Here is a 19,263-nt window from a genome sequence, read left to right as displayed (position 1 = left end):
GCAACGTATGCCAAACTGGAATGCATGACACAGGTAACCGATAGGGACGCGGTGGAGCTTCCCGTCCCTGCAACTGAAGTGCCGTTCACCAAAGACATGCTCTCGGATCGCGCGACCATCGCCGCGATCTTGGGGGCTGGGGTGGGCGGCGCGTTGTTCACGTTGCTGTGTTGGTTTGTGTTGAAGCAGACCAACCTCCCAGCTTTTGGGGGGTCTTTGGTGTCTCGGGCGATCGCGACCAGCGCCACTGTCATGGTGCTGGTCGTCGTTGGTGTTTTGGCTTATCTCTGGCTAAGAGGGCCGACCCCCACCTGGCGCGTGTGGCTCACCGTGCTGGTGTCCTATCTTTCGCCCGCGGCCTTGGTGGTATCCACCACGGCTATCCCGCTTTCCGCCACCCGCCTGTATTTGGACGGCATTACCGTTGACCAAGGGTTCCGCACGCAATTTCTAACAAGACTGACGGATAGCCCGATTCTTGACGACATGAATTACATCGACATGCCGTCGTTCTATCCGGGTGGCTGGTTCTGGTTGGGGGGCCGGTTTTCCGCCCTGCTGGGCCTGCCCGGCTGGGAGGGCTTCCAACCGTGGTCCTTGGTGTCCATCGCGGCGGCCGCGAGCGTGGTGGTGCCGGTCTGGCAGCGCATCTGCGGTAGCCTGCCGGTGGCTACGGGCATCGGCCTGGTCAGCGTGTGCATCGCGCTGGTGATGTCCGCTGAGGAGCCGTATGCGGCCATTGTTGCCCTGGGCGCGCCCGCCGCATCCGTGCTGGCGTATCGCGCCGTGGCGGGCCATAAGATGGCCATCGCCGGCATGATCGTCTATTTGGGTGTTTCCGCATCCATGTACACGCTGTACACGGGCACAATTGCGCTAAGCGTGATCCTTATCGCCACGGTGTTCGCCGTGTTCGTGCAGCGCAGCTGGTGGCCGATCTTGCGCTTAGTCATCATGGGAGTCGGCTCGATTATCGTGGCCGCACCCGTATGGACCCCGTATATCTTGGCGGTGCTGCGCGGGCAGACGCGTTCCGGGGCGACCGCCATGCATTATCTGCCGTACGAGGGCACGCAGATCCCGCTGCCCATGCTTTCGTTCAGCTTTATCGGTGGGTTGTGCCTGATCGGCCTGATCTTCCTGATGGTGCGCGCGATCGATCCGGATGTGCGTTCCATGGGCATCGCGCTGGTGGTGTTTTATTGCTGGATCGTCGCCTCGATGATCGCCACCATTGCGGGCAATACGCTGCTTGGGTTCCGGCTGGATTCGATTGTTACGCTGCAGCTCGCCACGGCGGGTGTGTTAGCGCTGGCTGATATTCGGCTGTTTGGCGTGGCCCGCCTGTATCCGGCGCAGTTCAGCGTACGCTCCCGCAAGCTGATTACCGCCGCGCTAATTTTGGTGGCTATTACCGCCGGTTTGGGCTACGCCCAGACGATCCCGCAGCGCAACCACGATGCGATCGATCTTGCCTATACGGATACTGATGGCTATGGGGAGCGCGCGGACCGGTTCCCGCCCGATTCGGCGACCTACTACAAGGAGATCGACGATCTCTTGGCCTCCAAGGGCTACGTCCCGCGGGACACGGTGGTGTTGACCGATGAGCAGAACTTTATGTCCTACTACCCGTACCGCGGCTTCCAAGCGTTTACCAGCCATTATGCGAATCCGCTAGGCGAATTTGATACTCGCAACGAGCAATTGGAGCAGTGGGCGGTAAAGTCTTGGAAGACCCTGAACACGCCGGCGAAGTTCTCAGCCGCATTGGATGATTCCCCGTGGCGCGCGCCGGACGTGTTTATCTTCCGTGGCGATCAAGATAAAGGCTACAAGTACGATGTAGCTGAAGATATTTATCCGAATAATCCGAATGTGCGTTTCCGGGGTGTGTATTTTAATCCGGAGGTATTTTCCACGTGGGATGTCACACAGGTTGGGCCCTTTATCGTGGTGACTCGGGAATCCGAAAGGAGCTGACGTAACATTGACCGATGTGTCTACATCAGAGTCGCAAACCCCGGGATGGGTGAAGAACCTCGCCATACTCAGCGGTGTATTGGGCTTCATTCTTTTTGTTGTCACTCCGTTTATGCCAGTGACGCAAACGCAATCATCGTTTAGCTGGCCCCAAGACGGGAAGATAAATAGTGTAAGTGCGCCGTTAATTTCGTACGCGCCGGATTCGATTGAGGCGACGGTGCCGCTCGCGGTCGTCGATAAGCTGCGCGAGGGGCAGACTACGGTGCTGAGCACGTTGCCCAGCGACAGTAAAGACGCCACTACGCGCGGTTTGTTTGTGCGCTACTCTGATGCTGGTCTCGACGTACTTGCGCGCGATAAGGTGCCGTTTAGCATTTCCAAAAGCGATTTAGAGAAGCTGGACAGCGACGCCGTACTTAAACTTTCATCTACCAAAGATTCGACGAAGGTAGAAATCCCCGGCACTAAGCATAAGGGCGAAACCGAGGACGATGAACGCCCGCAACTCACCGGCATTTACACGGAGTTAGAGAACGCACCCGAGCTTATCGACGCCGGGCTCACGGTGCAGGTGAATATTAACTCCCGCTTTACCTCGTCCCCGAGCATTTGGAAATACCTCACAATGTTCGGCGGGCTGGCAATGCTCTTCGTTTCATTGTGGACGTTGTGGCGCATGGATAAGCACCACGGCGAAAAACTCCCCTTCCTGCCGGAAGGCTGGTTTAAATTCCGTCCACTGGATGCGATCGTCGGCTTTATTTTGGCCTATTGGTATGTGATCGGCGCGAATACTTCGGACGATGGCTATCTGCTCACCATGGGGCGGGCCTCCGCCGAATCCGGCTATATGGCCAACTACTACCGCTGGTTCGGCGTTCCCGAATCCCCGTTCGGTGCCCCATACTACGACCTGTTGGGTTTGATGGCGCGGGTCTCCACCGCATCGGTGTGGATGCGCCTGCCCGGGTTTATCGCCGGCATCCTTATCTGGCTGGTATTGAGCCGCGAAGTGTTGCCCAGGTTGGGCGAGGGCATTAACTCGCGGAGGGTGGCGCACTGGACCTCGGCCTTCGCGTTCCTGAGCTTCTGGTTGGTGTACAACAATGGCCTGCGCCCGGAGCCGGTGATCGCGCTCGGCGCGTTGCTTACCTGGGTGTCCATCGAACGTGCGATCGTGTCGCAGCGGTTGCTGCCCGGCGCCATCGGCGTGATCATTGCAACCGTCTCGCTGGGGGCCGGGCCGACGGGCCTGATGGCCGTCTCCGCGCTGCTCGTGGGCCTATCCGGGCTGGTCCGCATCGTGGTGCGGCGCGCGGAAACCAAACGCGATGTGTTTGCCATGTGTGCGCCGTTCCTGCCTTCCGGCACGGCGATCCTGCTCGCGGTGTTCGGCGATCAAACCCTGGCCACCGTGATCGAATCCATTCGGGTGCGTTCGGCCAAGGGCCCATCGCTGCACTGGTACGACGAGTGGGTACGCTACGAAACCTTGATGCAGCAAAACGTGGACGGCTCGTTTACCCGCCGTTTTGCCGTGATGATGATGTTCGTGGGCGTGGCCATCGTGGTGGCTTCTATCCTGCGTCACCGCAGCGTGCCGGGCAGTTTGCCGGATCCGTCTCGGCGCTTGCTACTAGTCATCTTCGGCACGATGTTCTTTATGATGTTCACGCCGACCAAGTGGTCGCACCACTTCGGCGTGTATGCGGGCATTGGCGCGGCGATCGCCGGTTTGGCGGCGGTGGCATTGGCGCATCAGCTTTCCAAGTCGAAGCGATTGCGGGTGCTTACCGCCGGTGGCGTGCTATTTATTACGGCGAACACATTGGCGGGCACCAACGGCTGGTGGTATATCTCCAGCTTCGGCGTGCCGTGGTATGACAAGACGATCCAGGTGAAGAACATCGAGGCGAACACCGTCATGCTGGTGATTTCGCTGCTGGTCTTGGCCGCCGGTACGTACCTATCCTTCGTGGACGATATCCGCAAGACGGCCGCGGGCGGCGAGGTGCAATTGGAGCGCCGGAAGACGCACGGCGTATTGAACGCACCGGTGCTGGTCATGACCTCGCTGGTGGTGCTGTTCTCGTTGGCATCGCTGACCAAAGGCTTTGTTTCCCAGTACCCCGCATACACGGTGGGCTTGGGTAATTTGCGGAGTTTCACCGGCAATCATTGCGCGCTCGCCTCGGACGTGATGGTGGAAAACAACACTAATGAATCGTTCTTGGAAACGGTTGATGGCAGCGAGTTCGGCGAATCCCTGATCACCGACGAAAAGAGCAATTTCAAGGCCAATAATGTTCCGGTGCACATCACCACCGAGGGCGTGAGCACCAGCAGCGGCACCTCCGGCTCAATCGCGGGCACCACCGAGGAGGACCAGGAGAGCACGGGCGAGGCCGCAGGCCAGGCCGCCGGCATTACCGGCGGTGTGCGCCCCGATCCGGGTGTGAATGGTTCGCGCGCGGAATTGCCGTACAACATCGACTATAAAAAGGTCCCGGTTGTTGGTTCCTACACGGTGGGCGCGCAATTCCAAGCGAACACAAAGACGGCGTGGTACTCGTTGCCGGAGCGCAAGGAAGACGCCCCGCTTTTGGTGATCTCCGCCGCCGGCCGCGTCAAGCACGACGATATTAATGGCGTGGAGCAGGATGGCCAGAAGCTTGTGGTGGAGTATGGCCGCAGCACTGGCGACGGCAAGGTGAAGTCGATGGGCACAATCCAGCCGTACGATATCGGCCCGACACCATCGTGGCGTAACCTGCGTGTTCCATTGGATTCATTGCCTGAGGATGCGGATTCCGTGCGCATCGTCGCCTCCGATTCGAGCTTGGATACGGACCAATGGTTGGCGTTTACCCCGCCGCGCGTTCCTAGCCTTACTCGGATGACCAACGTGATTGATCCCGAAACCCCCGGCCTGTTGGACTGGTCTGTAGCCTTGCAATTCCCATGCCAACGCACGTTCTACCACTATGCGGGCGTAACGGAGTTGCCGCAGTTCCGTATTTCGCCGGATCACCCCGGCAAGGTGACGCTGTCCCCGTGGCAGGACTTTAACGGCGGCGGCATCATGGGTGTTTCGGAGGCAACGAGTACATCGCTGGAAGTGCCTACCTATCTGAACAATGATTGGCAGCGCGACTGGGGTTCGCTGGAAACCTACACGTTGCGCACCAACTCGGCTGGCGAGGAGCCGGTGCCCGCGAAGATCCAGTACGAGACGCACACGCGTTCCGGCTTGTGGAACCCCGGCAAGATGCAGATACACACCAAGTAGCACCGACCGAGCCACCCATCAGCGGTTTCCGCAGCTTATCGACGCCCCGCTCCGGCCGGGGTGTTGGTTAGCTGCGGCGTTGGCGTTTGCGCGGTGTGTTGGTTCGGCGGTGGTGTTTGGCTTGGCGGGCGCGTTTCTGTAGTTTCGCCAGCTGGCAGGGTGGTTTCGCCCATCGTGGCCTGGGTGGGGTGTAGTCTGCGGGTGGTTCTTGGGGCCATTGATCATCCGGTGGGGGTTCGGGGTGTGGGGCTTCGGGCAGGGGCGGCAGCTCGGTGGGAATATTGGCAACCAGCCGGTGGCGGGCGAGGTAGCGGGCGCGTTGCCGGTTGCGGTAATTGATTAAGGTGGTGCCCCACCGGCCGAAATCCTCCCGGATCGGCGGCTGCTGATAGTCCTCCTCGGTTTTCGTCGGCTGGCCATGGCGGGTGGTAATCCCTGCGGGGCAGCCCACCACATGGCCGGCAAGCACCCCCTGCGGAATCGTGGTAATCGTCGCACCCGTGGCAAACCGCCACGTGACATTACCGTAAGCATCGGTGGAAGCGGTGGCGTGCCGGTCGGTTTTGAAATTGTGGTGATGCCGACACAAACACTGCAGATTCGACGCGGTGGTCCACCCACCGACCTCATGGTTGATCACATGATCAACCTGAGTTCCACAATTTGCCCTAGTCCCCCGGTTTGAAGTTTTTTAGCTGGTTGATTTTTTCTTCGATTTCGGGTGTGAGCTGGGGTGGGATTTCGTATCGGTGCTTGCCGGTTTCGACGAGTGCGTGTCGGTACTGACTGAGGGTCGCGACAAGTTTCGGAGTGGTTATCTGGCAGGTGAGGTAAATGTGTTTTGACATTGCTAAAGCAGCCAGCACGATGGTGAGATGCGCTTGGATGGCATCTTCAGTGCGATGAAAAATTGGCCGGGCTTGCAAGTCTGTTTTCGCCATCCGGAACGCGTTTTCAATGTGGTGGAGCTCGTGGTAGAGACTAATTACCTCACTACCTGCGACTTGGTCTTTATCCAGGTTGGTAACGTAGCCTTTCCATCCGGCAAGAGCGAGCGCCTTATCGAACGCACTCTCGTTGATCCTCAGCGTGTCTTTGTTCCTTGATACAAACCGTGGCAACCGAGTAGCTGCCTTGCCTGCGACGGTTGCTTGAGCTTTTTCTTTTTGTTTTTGTAGCGTGAACGTGTCGTACTTGTAGCGCTTTGGACTAAAACCTACTACCACTCGGCGAGTGACCGCATTGCCTGCTTTGCCCATAGTTTTGGTGGTTTCGACAATTTCGTATGTGTCCGTTTTCTTCGACCACGCCGCCATGTCATCATCGGAGATAGTCACCGCGTGAGGGGCTTTTTTTAGCCGGTCGGCCACGATGTAGTTAATCCCTGCAGCATCAAGCTCATCAAGATTAGTTGCCGATAGCATCGCGGCATCAGCAACTACTGTCAATGATTCCAAATCGTGGGCATTGCGATAGGCCTCAAGCATCGGGATCAGCGTGGTGGTTTCCGCAGTCTTGCCATGAAAAAAGTCCACATGCAGTGGAAATCCCAGATTATCAGTAATCAACCCCACGACGATTTGAGGATCAACGCGACGCTCTTTGCTCATCCCGATCTTACGCAGCTCGTCTTCTTTTGAGGTTTCAAAATACAAAGTAGTCACGTCGTACAGCACCATGGTTACCTGATGATTGGTGCGCACATACTCGTGACATTTGGCCGAAATTATCTTTTTATAGTCGCGTTCGTGGCATCGCTTGAGTGCGTTGTAGATGGTGTTTTCATGCGGCGCACATCTGCCCATACTCGCTAAAACCTCAGGCACCTGAGCCTTCGAGGTGGGTTTAACCACACGTGCTATCACCGTGGACATAAACGCTTCATCATGTAACGAGGCAAAGCCAAGCTGTTGGTAAACCATGGCTAGCACATCCCAGATCAACCTGGCCGGAGATGAAATCACCCGTGGCGAGGCCGGAAAATTAGACTCAGCCACAGGCGCGCGTTGAGCGCGGGGCGGATCGCGGAGAACCGTCGAATCAGCACCGCGTTCAACTAACAGCTCGAGTTGCTTGTCCGAGGCCGATTCCAGGTAGTTAGAGATATCCACCATCGATGGACGCGCACGAACTGGCACATCAATGCCGATATCCAGACTCATCTGTGCGTCTAAACCCATAAATTCCTCTGCCTTGTCAATTAACGCATGCAAAGTCAGATCATCATGAGCAGTACCCACATGGGACAACACAACGGTGCGGCCACGGACTTTGCGCACAACTTGAACACTCACCCCACCAGAGGTAGTCCGCGAATACTTAATGTAAGCCACCCAATGACGCTATCACCAACCAGGCACCTAGTCCCCCAAAACGCACTTCCAAAACAACAAACCCCAAGGTCAGAAACATTCCACCCAAAAATCCGCAAAACAGTTGTGGAAGTCAGGCGCGTTCCGGCTTGTGGAACCCCGGCAAGATGCAGATACACACCAAGTAGCACCGACCGAGCCACCCATCAGCGGTTTCCGCAGCTTATCGACGCCCCGCTCCGGCCGGGGTGTTGGTTAGCTGCGGCGTTGGCGTTTGCGCGGTGTGTTGGTTCGGCGGTGGTGTTTGGCTTGGCGGGCGCGTTTCTGTAGTTTCGCCAGCTGGCAGGGTGGTTTCGCCCATCGTGGCCTGGGTGGGGTGTAGTCTGCGGGTGGTTCTTGGGGCCATTGATCATCCGGTGGGGGTTCGGGGTGTGGGGCTTCGGGCAGGGGCGGCAGCTCGGTGGGAATATTGGCAACCAGCCGGTGGCGGGCGAGGTAGCGGGCGCGTTGCCGGTTGCGGTAATTGATTAAGGTGGTGCCCCACCGGCCGAAATCCTCCCGGATCGGCGGCTGCTGATAGTCCTCCTCGGTTTTCGTCGGCTGGCCATGGCGGGTGGTAATCCCTGCGGGGCAGCCCACCACATGGCCGGCAAGCACCCCCTGCGGAATCGTGGTAATCGTCGCACCCGTGGCAAACCGCCACGTGACATTACCGTAAGCATCGGTGGAAGCGGTGGCGTGCCGGTCGGTTTTGAAATTGTGGTGATGCCGACACAAACACTGCAGATTCGACGCGGTGGTCCACCCACCGACCTCATGGTTGATCACATGATCAATGTCACAGAAAGTAGCGTCCATGGTGCAGTCCGGGAACCGGCAGGTGCCATCCCGGCCCATGATCAACAAGCGTTGCTCCTCGGTGGGATCATGCGCAGCCCGCAACACCTCCGCCACATCGCCAATATTGGTGTAGGCAAAATCCCGGCCGCTAATGCGCCTGCGTTGCTCCCCAGTGAGTAAACCCACCCCATGCAGCCGCTCCGGGACCACCTTCGTGGCCTCGGTAAGGGTACCAAGGCCAAACAGGTGGACGGTACACCCGGCATCCCGCTGCTCCCCACTGCCGCAAATACGATTCGTGATGATCTCATCTTCCCGCAGGTTCAGCTTTTTCGCCCCCGCGGCCAGGCGTTGTTTAATCTCATGGGCTTCATCACTAGGTAAGGTCACATTGAGCACACTGACCCCAGCATGCGGGCTTTCCCACAATTCCACCCCACACATCGCCGTAATCCGGGCGGCCATCGCCTCCTCGGTCAACGCCTCCTCCGGCGGGGTTTCCTCCACAATGTGTAACCGGATCAGGGTATCGCGCAGCACCTGCCGGATCCGCCGCGTACTCGGCAACGGTTGATTCGCCCTGGTTGGGGTAAACAACCCCACCAGCACAGTATCGATATCACGCCACACATAGCCCGGGGCATCCAAGGACACGGTCACCAGGGCAAACCAAATCGTCCGCAACCGCTCATAATTCAAATAATTATGCTCCAGCGCGTGCGCCTTCAACCCCGGCAGGCGCTCATGCAGCAGGAAACACCCACCCACAATGTTATACATCCGCGCTTCAGAATACGTGCCACTATGCACCGCGAATTCCTTCACCAACGCGCGGATATTCAACCGGTGCACATCCAACCCAAAGGTCGCCAACAACCAATTATGTAAAAACACCCGATTGGCCTCCAACTCGGCAGCACCAATGAAATTCTGCGGATCATCCACCACAAACCCCACCACCGAATCCACCGGATCCACCTGTTGTGTCGTCATCGCCCCGCGTCACCTCCCGAAACCCTTCCCGAACATCTATGTACTGTATAGCCCTCATTCTACCCAGCGAGCACACCCGCTACCAGGGTCGCAACCACGCACAACACCTTGAACACAACCGGAACACCACCCCCACCACACCCCTCCTGAACAGGCAAAACAACACCCAGACCCGCGGTGGGCAACACAACCCTTGCCCACACCCAGACCATGGTGTAGCACACCCACCACACCCACCAGCATCCGCCACACGCCCCCAGGCGCACCAACAGCGCACTAGGGACCAAAAACCATCAAACAACACACTGAAGCCCACAGCAGAAAACACTATGAGCTTGACCACAAACCCAAATACACCAGCAGGGGTGAATGAAACCACCCCCACCAGCACAAAGCGTGCCGCAGCACCTTCCCCAAGTGCTGCGACACGCTTCATTCCCTTACCAAGGGGTCTTTCTAAACCTGCGCCTGCTGTTCGATTTCGGCTTGGCGGGCTTGGACGGCTTCAAGTAGTTTGATCAGGTCTCCGATGGTGTATTTGGATTTATCCACCATGATTTCTAGGTCGTGCACGGGGAGTTCGCCGCTGGAAAGCTGTTCTTCCACGATTTTGGCAAGTTGCTCGGCCGGCCGAGTATCAAATCCGGCGTTGCGGGCGGCTTGCACGATGGCACCGACGGCGACGGCTCCCGCTGCGGCACCGAGGATCACTTTCACCAGCTCGGGATTTTCCTTGGACAGCACTTCCAGGCTGGGCAATTTATCTAGCTTCAGCGACGGGTTAATGATATTGCCCAGCTGAACATAGTTGCCGCGCACAAAGGCATCGAGTTGTGCCTCGTTGCCGTTGAAGAGGTTGAGGTCGGTGTCGTAATTGATTCCGGATACCCGGCCGCTACCGGTCCGCTGCCAGAATGACATATGATCCCACCCACCAGGCAGGGTTGTGGGCGCGGTGTTTTGGTAGGCCGCGAGCCACAGCGGGTAGTCCTTGAACTCGGTGGTGTCGCCCATCTGCTGTTCCCAGAAGTAACGGTAGGTATAGATGATGGGTTTGCGCCCGGTAAGCACCTCGATCTCGGTGACAAACTCTCGCACCCACGCTTGCATTTGCTCGGGCCCGACACCGTCGTTGTATTCGATATCCAGGACCGGCGGGAGCGAGGGCTGGGGTTGGCTTGCCAAGGTTGTCGCATAGGCGGCGGCTTGCGCGGTGGCACTGACGGCGGGTCGCCCGAGGTGGTAGCTGCCGATGATCAACCCGGCGTCCATGGCCTGTCGGCTGTCGGAGGCGAAGTGGGGGTTGAGGTAGTTGATTCCTTCGGTCGCTTTGATAAACGCGTAGGAGTGGCCATCGGTTTTCACTGAGTTCCAGTTGATGCCTTCTCCACCGGGGTGCTGCCAGCTCGACACGTCGATGCCCGAGGGGGCGTCGGGGTCGATCGCCTGTGCTTTCGGGGTGGTGACAAATGTGATCACGAGTGCAATTGCTGTAAACAGCACAGCAACATTACGTGTGAGGACTTTTGGGGAAAACATCATGAAGCTGAATCTACCCCACAGATCACTCCAATCACAGTATTAACACGCGTAACACGCGAACCATCCTCGGCCGCCTCCAAGTGATGCGAAAATCACACCGTTGTAAGAGTTTTTCACCAGCAGGTTTGGAGTTTTATTCGAATAGTAGATCTAATACCAATTCAATGTGATATTCGCCACACCAGCCAAAAACGTCAGACCTCGGCGCCGCCCGCGAACTCCGCCACGCCTTATTCGTTTATTGTTGGGGGTCATGAAAGACCTTTACCGCCTTGTCAATGGGCCTTGGATAGATACGCACACCATTCCCGCCGACCGTGGCATCGACGGGGTTTTCCATCAGCTGCGGGACCAGGCCGAGCGCGACGTCCGCGAAATCGTGGAATCCGGCTCGGGCCGCGCCACCGATCTGTTCCGTTCCTTTACGGACATCCCTGGCGTCACCGCCGCCGGAATCGAACCTCTGCACGAAGATTTTGCGCTTATCGACGCCGCGACCTCACCCACCGAATTCGCCCACGCGTGCGGCCAACTCGACCGCCTCGGGGTGTCCGGTCCTTTGGGCTTTTGGGTCGCCAAGGACGCCGGCGGCGATGATGTTGCACTGTATCTTTTCCAGGCCGGCATCGGCCTGCCCGATGAAGCGTACTATCGCGCCCCCGAACACGCCGAGACTCTCGCCGCCTACCGTGGCCACGTTGAGCGCATGCTCGGGTTCTTGCCTGCGGAGCGGTTGGGCGGGGCGTCGATAAGCGAGGCTGCGGAACGGATCGTCGCGCTGGAAACGGAAATCGCGGCTGGGCATTGGGACGTGGTTGCGACCCGCGACGCGGTGAAGACGTACAACCCGGATCGCGCATTGCCGCCGGTGACCAGGGCGTTTTTGGATGGTGCGCGGGTGGACGCTGGGCGCGTGATCACGATGATGCCCTCCTATGTGGATCATTTGGAAACCCTGGTCACGCCCGAACGTTTGGCCGATTGGAAGCTGCTTGCCGCGTGGAACATCCTGCAATCCCGCGCCGGCTACCTCACCCCGGAAATCTCGTTGGCGGATTTCGAATTTTATGAGGCGAAGCTGTCCGGCGCCACGGAACAGCGCGCGTTGTGGAAGCGCGGCATCGAACTCGCCGCTTCCGTCGTCGGTGAGGAAATCGGACAGGTGTTCGTGGAGCGCCACTTCCCGCCGGAGGCCAAGTCCGAAATGCTGGAATTGGTCGACTACCTGCTGCAGGCGTATCGCGAGCGCATCAGCAACCTGCCGTGGATGACCCCCGCCACGCGCGAAAAGGCGTTGGAAAAGCTGGCCAAATTTAAGGCGAAGATCGGGTACCCGGATAAATGGCGTTCCTACGAGGGGCTATCGTTTTCCCCGAATGGCGCGGACTTGGTGGCTAATGTGCGCGCCGGAATGGCGTATCTCCACGATTACGAGCTGGCAAGATTGGGTAAGCCGGTGGACCGCGACGAGTGGGTGACCACGCCGCAGGTAGTAAATGCGTTCTATAACCCCGTGGTCAATGACATCACCTTCCCGGCGGCTATCTTGCGGCCACCGTTCTATACCGCCGGTGGCGATGCCGCCACGAATTTCGGCGCTATCGGCGCGGTGATCGGCCACGAGATCGGACACGGATTCGACGATCAGGGCAGCCACTACGATGGCGACGGCAATATCAATTCTTGGTGGGACGACCAGGATCGCGCGGCGTTCGAGGAGCTGACAGCTAAGCTCGTGTCCCAGTTCCAGGGGCAGGTGCCCGCGGTGCTCGCCGGTACCGATTCCACCGGCGTGAACGGCGAGTTTACCCTTGGGGAAAACATTGGCGATCTCGGCGGTTTGGGCATCGCGGTGGTGGCGTATCGCCGCTACCTTGCCGATCGCGGGCTGGATTTCGCTACCGCCGAAAGCGCCGAGGTGCCCACGGATGGTTCCGACCCCGCAATGGTGGGCGTTCAATACACCGCGCTGCAGCGCCTGTTTATCTCTTGGGCGCGGATCTGGCGCACGGCTATCCGGGAAGAGTTGGCCCGGAAGTATCTTGCCACCGACCCGCACTCACCTGCGGAATTCCGCTGCAATATCATCTGCGGTAACGTCGCGGAATTCTACGAGGCGTTCGATGTGGACCCCGATGGGAACATGTGGATCGAGCCCGATCAGCGGGTTACCATCTGGTAGTGTGCGGGCGGGGCCGATCGGGGGGTGTCACTTTTTCAGCTGGGTTTTTACCACTTCTTGCGCCTTGTCCACGGCCGCCGCGTACTTGCCGCCCGTCTTTTTATCCACCAGGTCACCGACGGTTTCCACGGCTTGGTCGAATTTTTGCGGATTGGCCTTGGCGTAGTCCTTTGCCTTTTGAATGAAACTCACTGTTTCTCCTTGGTTTATGTAGCGGGTTCTCCCATCGTATAGCGCCTTGCGGGCGGGCGCGCGGACCCCTTGCCTTTTCTTAAGTTACCCGGTAACTTATTCAGTAAGTTACTAGGTAACTACTGAAGGAATTTTGGGATGTCCATTAAGTACGCGCTCCTGAGTTTGTTGAGCCAGCAGCCCTGCGGGGTCGGCCAGCTGCGACAAACCTTTGAATCACGCACAGCAAACACATGGCCCATCAACGTCGGACAGGTGTATCAGACCATGCAACGCCTGAACCGCGATGGGCTCATCGAACATATCGGCACGGATTCCGGCACCGCCGGCCGCAATGCAGAGATCTATCAAATCACCGAAGAAGGCAAGCATGCCCTGGTGCAGTGGTGGCTCTCCCCCACCATAAAAAGCCGCGACGACCGCGATGAACTCGTGATCAAGGTGGCTATGGCCGCGCTTGTTGGCGCGAACCTCACGGAGCTGATCCAAAAGCAACGCGAAGCGGCGATGACCGAATTACGTGCCATTACAAAGCTCAAGGCGACCACGCCCCCGGAACAAAGTGCGCAACGCCTGCTTCTAGAGCGCCGCATCTTTGACCTTGAAGCGGAAGCCCGCTGGTTAAACCATATTGAAACCCTGAGCCCTCCGAAGGAGAACGCCAAATGACCACTCCACAGCCCGCGCTTGTGCTTGACCAAGTCACCCGTGTTCACCACGATGGTCCGAACAAGATACTGGCGCTGGATCATGTAGACCTCACGGTCGAATATGGCGAATTGGTGGCCATTATGGGGCCTTCCGGTGCGGGTAAATCCACGCTCCTCAATGTTGCTGGCACCCTTGATACACCCACCGAGGGCCGCGTGCTTATCGACGGCATCGATGTATCCGAATTCAAGGCACCGATGCGCGCCAAGATTCGCCGCGAACATGTCGGCATCGTTTTCCAAGACTTCAACCTCATTCCCACCCTCACGGTGGCCGAAAACGTGGCATTGCCGCTGGAGCTTGGCAATATGCCGCGCAGCCAGGCACGCACGCATGCGGTGGAAGCGTTGCAGGAGATCGGGCTCGCGGAAATCGCGGACCGGTACCCCTCCGAAGTTTCCGGTGGCCAACGCCAGCGGGCGGCCATCGCGCGCGCCCTTGTCCTGAGTTCCACAATTTGCCCTAGTCCCCCGGTTTGAAGTTTTTTAGCTGGTTGATTTTTTCTTCGATTTCGGGTGTGAGCTGGGGTGGGATTTCGTATCGGTGCTTGCCGGTTTCGACGAGTGCGTGTCGGTACTGACTGAGGGTCGCGACAAGTTTCGGAGTGGTTATCTGGCAGGTGAGGTAAATGTGTTTTGACATTGCTAAAGCAGCCAGCACGATGGTGAGATGCGCTTGGATGGCATCTTCAGTGCGATGAAAAATTGGCCGGGCTTGCAAGTCTGTTTTCGCCATCCGGAACGCGTTTTCAATGTGGTGGAGCTCGTGGTAGAGACTAATTACCTCACTACCTGCGACTTGGTCTTTATCCAGGTTGGTAACGTAGCCTTTCCATCCGGCAAGAGCGAGCGCCTTATCGAACGCACTCTCGTTGATCCTCAGCGTGTCTTTGTTCCTTGATACAAACCGTGGCAACCGAGTAGCTGCCTTGCCTGCGACGGTTGCTTGAGCTTTTTCTTTTTGTTTTTGTAGCGTGAACGTGTCGTACTTGTAGCGCTTTGGACTAAAACCTACTACCACTCGGCGAGTGACCGCATTGCCTGCTTTGCCCATAGTTTTGGTGGTTTCGACAATTTCGTATGTGTCCGTTTTCTTCGACCACGCCGCCATGTCATCATCGGAGATAGTCACCGCGTGAGGGGCTTTTTTTAGCCGGTCGGCCACGATGTAGTTAATCCCTGCAGCATCAAGCTCATCAAGATTAGTTGCCGATAGCATCGCGGCATCAGCAACTACTGTCAATGATTCCAAATCGTGGGCATTGCGATAGGCCTCAAGCATCGGGATCAGCGTGGTGGTTTCCGCAGTCTTGCCATGAAAAAAGTCCACATGCAGTGGAAATCCCAGATTATCAGTAATCAACCCCACGACGATTTGAGGATCAACGCGACGCTCTTTGCTCATCCCGATCTTACGCAGCTCGTCTTCTTTTGAGGTTTCAAAATACAAAGTAGTCACGTCGTACAGCACCATGGTTACCTGATGATTGGTGCGCACATACTCGTGACATTTGGCCGAAATTATCTTTTTATAGTCGCGTTCGTGGCATCGCTTGAGTGCGTTGTAGATGGTGTTTTCATGCGGCGCACATCTGCCCATACTCGCTAAAACCTCAGGCACCTGAGCCTTCGAGGTGGGTTTAACCACACGTGCTATCACCGTGGACATAAACGCTTCATCATGTAACGAGGCAAAGCCAAGCTGTTGGTAAACCATGGCTAGCACATCCCAGATCAACCTGGCCGGAGATGAAATCACCCGTGGCGAGGCCGGAAAATTAGACTCAGCCACAGGCGCGCGTTGAGCGCGGGGCGGATCGCGGAGAACCGTCGAATCAGCACCGCGTTCAACTAACAGCTCGAGTTGCTTGTCCGAGGCCGATTCCAGGTAGTTAGAGATATCCACCATCGATGGACGCGCACGAACTGGCACATCAATGCCGATATCCAGACTCATCTGTGCGTCTAAACCCATAAATTCCTCTGCCTTGTCAATTAACGCATGCAAAGTCAGATCATCATGAGCAGTACCCACATGGGACAACACAACGGTGCGGCCACGGACTTTGCGCACAACTTGAACACTCACCCCACCAGAGGTAGTCCGCGAATACTTAATGTAAGCCACCCAATGACGCTATCACCAACCAGGCACCTAGTCCCCCAAAACGCACTTCCAAAACAACAAACCCCAAGGTCAGAAACATTCCACCCAAAAATCCGCAAAACAGTTGTGGAAGTCAGGGGTGGCCAACGCCAGCGGGCGGCCATCGCGCGCGCCCTTGTGGGCGAGCGGCGGCTGATTCTCGCGGATGAACCCACCGGCGCCCTCGACACCACCACCGGGGAATCGGTGCTGCAATTGCTCCGCACTCGGGTCGATATGGGGGCCGCCGGGCTCTTGGTCACCCATGAGCCCCGCTTCGCGGCCTATGCGGACCGCGTGGTGTACCTCCGCGACGGGCATATCGAAAGCGCCTCCCAATGAGCCGCTTTGTTCTTTCACCAAACAGCAGTCTTAGGAAAGTGCAATGAATCGCTTGCTTCTCGCATTCCGCCTAGCCTGGCGGGACATTAGGAACCACAAGGCACGCACAGGTTTCGCGGTGGTGCTGTTTTCGTTACCGTTGCTGTTTATCTTGGGGCTCGGCACTGGCTTCAGTCTGGGATTCGATCAACGCCCGTATCCCCACAGCAACGAACCCATATCGAGCGCTTGGGTTACCAACCATGTTTGTACGGACGCGGAACAGCCCAGCGATGACGGCTTTTGCATCGCCCGAAGTGATGCGGAAAAGCTTGCCGACACCCCGGACATAGAGCGCATCAAAGCCGCACTAGGTGGTGATGCCGAACTCGCCGCCAGCTTTAAACCGGAATTCCAGTTTTCGGCCGAGGTCAAGGGCGATTCCGACTCGACGGCATTACCCATGATCAATGTGCTCCAACCAGGCACGCATAGAAACGAAACTAAGCTGCCGAATCCCGGGGAAATCATCCTCAGCGAGGAGACGAGCTTTGTCACCGGGGCCGGTGTCGGTGACCAGGTCACCGTGACTCAGAGTGACCAGAGCGTTAAGCTTCGCGTGATTGAAGTCACCACCGGCTACACCAACGTGATCAATATCGATGACGTGCCACTTGAGGTGCCGGACTACAAGGACATCAAGGGTGATAAATTCCCGGCCAACGCTTCGATTTCATGGGTATCCAGTGAAGTTGTGGACCATCATCCCAACACCCAGGGAGTTGAATTCCAGACCTCCAGCGAAGACCAACTGGTCACCGAACCCATTTTGTATAACGTCTTCGCAAGTGGCATTAGCTTCACCGAGGCCATCACAATGATCAGCGTTTCCACGCTGTTGCTGCTGTTTATCGCTTGCATTATCGGCCCCGTGTTTGCGGTTTCGGCCCGCCGCAAACTCACCACCTTGGGATTGTTATCGGCCTCGGGCGCTGCCCCCTCGGACCTGTTCGCCATTATGATCGCCGAAGGCGTGATCGTCGGCCTGATCGGAGCCGTGTTTGGCATCGTTGGCTCCCTCACCATGAACTTTGCTGCCTCGTTGCTCCAAGAAAACAGTGGCACATTGATCTGGCCGTGGGACGTGGCCCTTGTACTGTTGTTCGTATCCATCGCCTGCGCCGTCGCGGCGGCGGTCATCCCTGCGATCACCACAGCCAAGCTCGACCCAATTCAAGCGCTCAATGAGGGAATGTCCACGCGCATGCGCCGCATGAAAAAACGCCACATCATTGCGCCGATCGTTGCGCTCCTGGCCGGTATCGGGGTAGTTACCAGCTGGGTGCTTCCCAGCGAGCTATGGCTGGTTATCGCCTCCATCGCCGCGATCATCGGCACCACGAGCCTCGTGCTGCTGGCGGAGAAGGCGGCGACCTACCTGCCGCTTTCCGCGCGCATGGCCACCCGGGATGCGGTGCGAAATTACCAGCGGACGGTCCCTGCGGTCGCGGCGGTCACCGGCACGATCCTTATCGCGATCACGCTCAGCGTGTTTAGCATTACCCCGTCAGGGGAAACTAGCCCGCGCAACGTCGCCCTGACCATTCAAACTCAAGGCCGTTCGCTGACCTCCGCGCCCTTTGATAAGCACATCAGCGAATTGTCTTCCGAATATGGCCTGAATATGCGCACCGATACCTATGGGGTGTACAACCCCGATACGGTATCCAATCCGGTCCTGTTTGCCGTATTGCCACAAGGCGTAGCCACGGAATCGGGCACCTCGTACCGGTCGGATTTCAGCGCACTCGGGTACCCCAATCCGAGCTGGTATGACACCAGCGTGTATGTGGTCGACCCCAACGCCCCGGAGTTATTGGCGCGATTGCAACCCAACGACTTCTCCACCTCGGACGGGGCCAGGGCCGCGGCGGCGCTGCGGGACGGCAAGGCCGTGGTCAATTACAGCGAGGCGCTCACTGACGGCAAGGTAACAATTGGCGTGACCGAGGCCCGAGACTACGAAAGGGAATTTGAAAAGACCACCGGCCAAGAGGAGGAGAAATCGCACGATTTCAAAGCCGAAGTGCTCAACCCCGACGGCGAAGCCCCGGCCTGGGTTTACGTGCTGATCACGCCGGAGATGGTCGAAGAAATGGGCCTAAAAACCTACTACGAAGAGACCCGCATTTCCCGCGACGAGCCGTTCAGCATGGTGGAAAGCTTTAAGATCGATTACAACCCCCAAGTGATCCCGCACGCCACGGTATTCCAGATTGACACGGCGCACGCCTCCACGCTGGCCTTCCTGTCCTTCCCGTTCTTTGCCGCGCTCTGGTTGACGCTCAGCGTGATCCTGTTGGTGATTTTGCTCGCCGCGGCGGAATCACGGCGAGACACGGAGACGATGGTGGCGCTCGGGGCGTCGCAAAGCTTGGTGCGCCGTTACTCGGGTGCGCAAGGGCTGGTCGTGGGGTTGTTGGGCACCCTCGCCGGCACCGTGTACGCAGTGTATTTGGCGCTGGTTTCCGCAGTGCACTTTGATTCCTGGTCCGATTTCTCCGGTTTGCCTTGGGCGTTTATCGCCGTGGTGTTGGTGCTGGTGCCCGCGCTCTCCTGGCTAACCGGACTGGTGTTCGGTGCCCGGGCTCATGCGGCGACCACCGGCAGGCGGCGCGTAACCTGATCACCACCACGCCGCCAACGCCCCGCCTCCCGCCAGCGACTCGCTCGGCGCGGCTCGGCGGGGT

The 19,263-nt window shown here is 58.0% G+C and carries 13 protein-coding genes; 7 read left to right on the top strand and 6 right to left on the bottom strand.

Features of this window, described 5'->3' with window-relative positions:
• The first annotated feature begins 24 nt into the window (after window positions 1-24).
• Entirely contained in the window at window positions 25-1,983 is a 1,959-nt protein-coding gene (locus tag CCANI_RS00345) for a galactan 5-O-arabinofuranosyltransferase (RefSeq protein ID WP_146324746.1), read from the top strand.
• 16 nt (window positions 1,984-1,999) lie between these two features.
• Window positions 2,000-5,275, top strand: coding sequence for an arabinosyltransferase domain-containing protein (locus CCANI_RS00340; RefSeq protein ID WP_246118245.1), 3,276 nt, complete (start codon window positions 2,000-2,002; stop codon window positions 5,273-5,275).
• A gap of 67 nt (window positions 5,276-5,342) precedes the next feature.
• Here CCANI_RS00340 and CCANI_RS13595 read toward each other — a convergent pair whose 3' ends face one another.
• From CCANI_RS13595 to CCANI_RS00320, 4 genes are all read right to left on the bottom strand, one after another.
• Window positions 5,343-5,915 (bottom strand): hypothetical protein, encoded by a 573-nt coding sequence (locus CCANI_RS13595; RefSeq protein WP_435382761.1) that lies wholly within the window; start codon window positions 5,913-5,915, stop codon window positions 5,343-5,345.
• Between the two features lie 28 nt (window positions 5,916-5,943).
• Window positions 5,944-7,569: an IS1634 family transposase gene (locus tag CCANI_RS00330; RefSeq protein WP_290210782.1), complete on the bottom strand. Its 1,626-nt coding sequence runs from the start codon at window positions 7,567-7,569 to the stop codon at window positions 5,944-5,946.
• A 273-nt stretch (window positions 7,570-7,842) separates the two neighbouring features.
• Window positions 7,843-9,420: an HNH endonuclease signature motif containing protein gene (locus CCANI_RS00325; protein ID WP_290211496.1), complete on the bottom strand. Its 1,578-nt coding sequence runs from the start codon at window positions 9,418-9,420 to the stop codon at window positions 7,843-7,845.
• Window positions 9,421-9,876: 456 nt separating this feature from the next.
• Window positions 9,877-10,962: a glycoside hydrolase family 25 protein gene (locus CCANI_RS00320; protein WP_246118323.1), complete on the bottom strand. Its 1,086-nt coding sequence runs from the start codon at window positions 10,960-10,962 to the stop codon at window positions 9,877-9,879.
• A 253-nt stretch (window positions 10,963-11,215) separates the two neighbouring features.
• On the opposite strand from CCANI_RS00320, the gene CCANI_RS00315 reads away from it, so the two are divergent.
• Window positions 11,216-13,144: a M13 family metallopeptidase gene (locus CCANI_RS00315; RefSeq protein WP_146325769.1), complete on the top strand. Its 1,929-nt coding sequence runs from the start codon at window positions 11,216-11,218 to the stop codon at window positions 13,142-13,144.
• Window positions 13,145-13,171: 27 nt separating this feature from the next.
• Here CCANI_RS00315 and CCANI_RS00310 read toward each other — a convergent pair whose 3' ends face one another.
• Window positions 13,172-13,336, bottom strand: a complete 165-nt coding sequence (locus CCANI_RS00310) for an antitoxin (protein WP_146325768.1) — start codon at window positions 13,334-13,336, stop codon at window positions 13,172-13,174.
• Window positions 13,337-13,474: 138 nt separating this feature from the next.
• On the opposite strand from CCANI_RS00310, the gene CCANI_RS00305 reads away from it, so the two are divergent.
• Complete coding sequence (locus tag CCANI_RS00305; RefSeq protein ID WP_146325767.1) at window positions 13,475-14,005, top strand: PadR family transcriptional regulator; 531 nt, start codon at window positions 13,475-13,477, stop codon at window positions 14,003-14,005.
• Window positions 14,002-14,526, top strand: a complete 525-nt coding sequence (locus CCANI_RS00300; protein ID WP_146325766.1) for an ABC transporter ATP-binding protein — start codon at window positions 14,002-14,004, stop codon at window positions 14,524-14,526. The genes CCANI_RS00305 and CCANI_RS00300 overlap by 4 nt, the downstream gene beginning before the upstream one ends.
• Here CCANI_RS00300 and CCANI_RS00295 read toward each other — a convergent pair.
• On the bottom strand, window positions 14,510-16,135 hold the full coding sequence (locus CCANI_RS00295) for an IS1634 family transposase (RefSeq protein WP_290210782.1): 1,626 nt from the start codon (window positions 16,133-16,135) through the stop codon (window positions 14,510-14,512). The two genes, CCANI_RS00300 and CCANI_RS00295, sit on opposite strands and share 17 nt — an antisense overlap.
• Here CCANI_RS00295 and CCANI_RS13545 point away from each other — a divergent pair.
• Together CCANI_RS13545 and CCANI_RS00285 are read left to right on the top strand one after the other, a co-directional pair.
• Window positions 16,049-16,534: an ATP-binding cassette domain-containing protein gene (locus CCANI_RS13545; protein ID WP_353959412.1), complete on the top strand. Its 486-nt coding sequence runs from the start codon at window positions 16,049-16,051 to the stop codon at window positions 16,532-16,534. The two genes, CCANI_RS00295 and CCANI_RS13545, sit on opposite strands and share 87 nt — an antisense overlap.
• 43 nt (window positions 16,535-16,577) lie before the next feature.
• The gene (locus CCANI_RS00285; RefSeq protein ID WP_146325751.1) at window positions 16,578-19,199 is read left to right on the top strand and encodes an FtsX-like permease family protein; all 2,622 of its coding nucleotides are present in this window, start codon (window positions 16,578-16,580) and stop codon (window positions 19,197-19,199) included.
• Window positions 19,200-19,263: the final 64 nt, after the last annotated feature.

It is taken from the genome of Corynebacterium canis, from assembly GCF_030408595.1.
Lineage (GTDB): Bacteria > Actinomycetota > Actinomycetes > Mycobacteriales > Mycobacteriaceae > Corynebacterium > Corynebacterium canis.
This window is presented reverse-complemented; position numbering and strand designations above follow the sequence as displayed.

What these genes read in the sequence shown, in the direction of transcription:
- CCANI_RS00345 (WP_146324746.1), top strand. Translation starts at nt 25, where the DNA reads ATGACACAGGTAACCGATAGGGACGCGGTGGAGCTTCCCGTCCCTGCA.
- CCANI_RS00315 (WP_146325769.1), top strand. Translation starts at nt 11,216, where the DNA reads ATGAAAGACCTTTACCGCCTTGTCAATGGGCCTTGGATAGATACGCAC.
- CCANI_RS00325 (WP_290211496.1), bottom strand. Translation starts at nt 9,420, where the DNA reads ATGACGACACAACAGGTGGATCCGGTGGATTCGGTGGTGGGGTTTGTG.
- CCANI_RS00320 (WP_246118323.1), bottom strand. Translation starts at nt 10,962, where the DNA reads ATGATGTTTTCCCCAAAAGTCCTCACACGTAATGTTGCTGTGCTGTTT.
- CCANI_RS13545 (WP_353959412.1), top strand. Translation starts at nt 16,049, where the DNA reads ATGCAAAGTCAGATCATCATGAGCAGTACCCACATGGGACAACACAAC.
- CCANI_RS00300 (WP_146325766.1), top strand. Translation starts at nt 14,002, where the DNA reads ATGACCACTCCACAGCCCGCGCTTGTGCTTGACCAAGTCACCCGTGTT.
- CCANI_RS00305 (WP_146325767.1), top strand. Translation starts at nt 13,475, where the DNA reads ATGTCCATTAAGTACGCGCTCCTGAGTTTGTTGAGCCAGCAGCCCTGC.
- CCANI_RS00285 (WP_146325751.1), top strand. Translation starts at nt 16,578, where the DNA reads ATGAATCGCTTGCTTCTCGCATTCCGCCTAGCCTGGCGGGACATTAGG.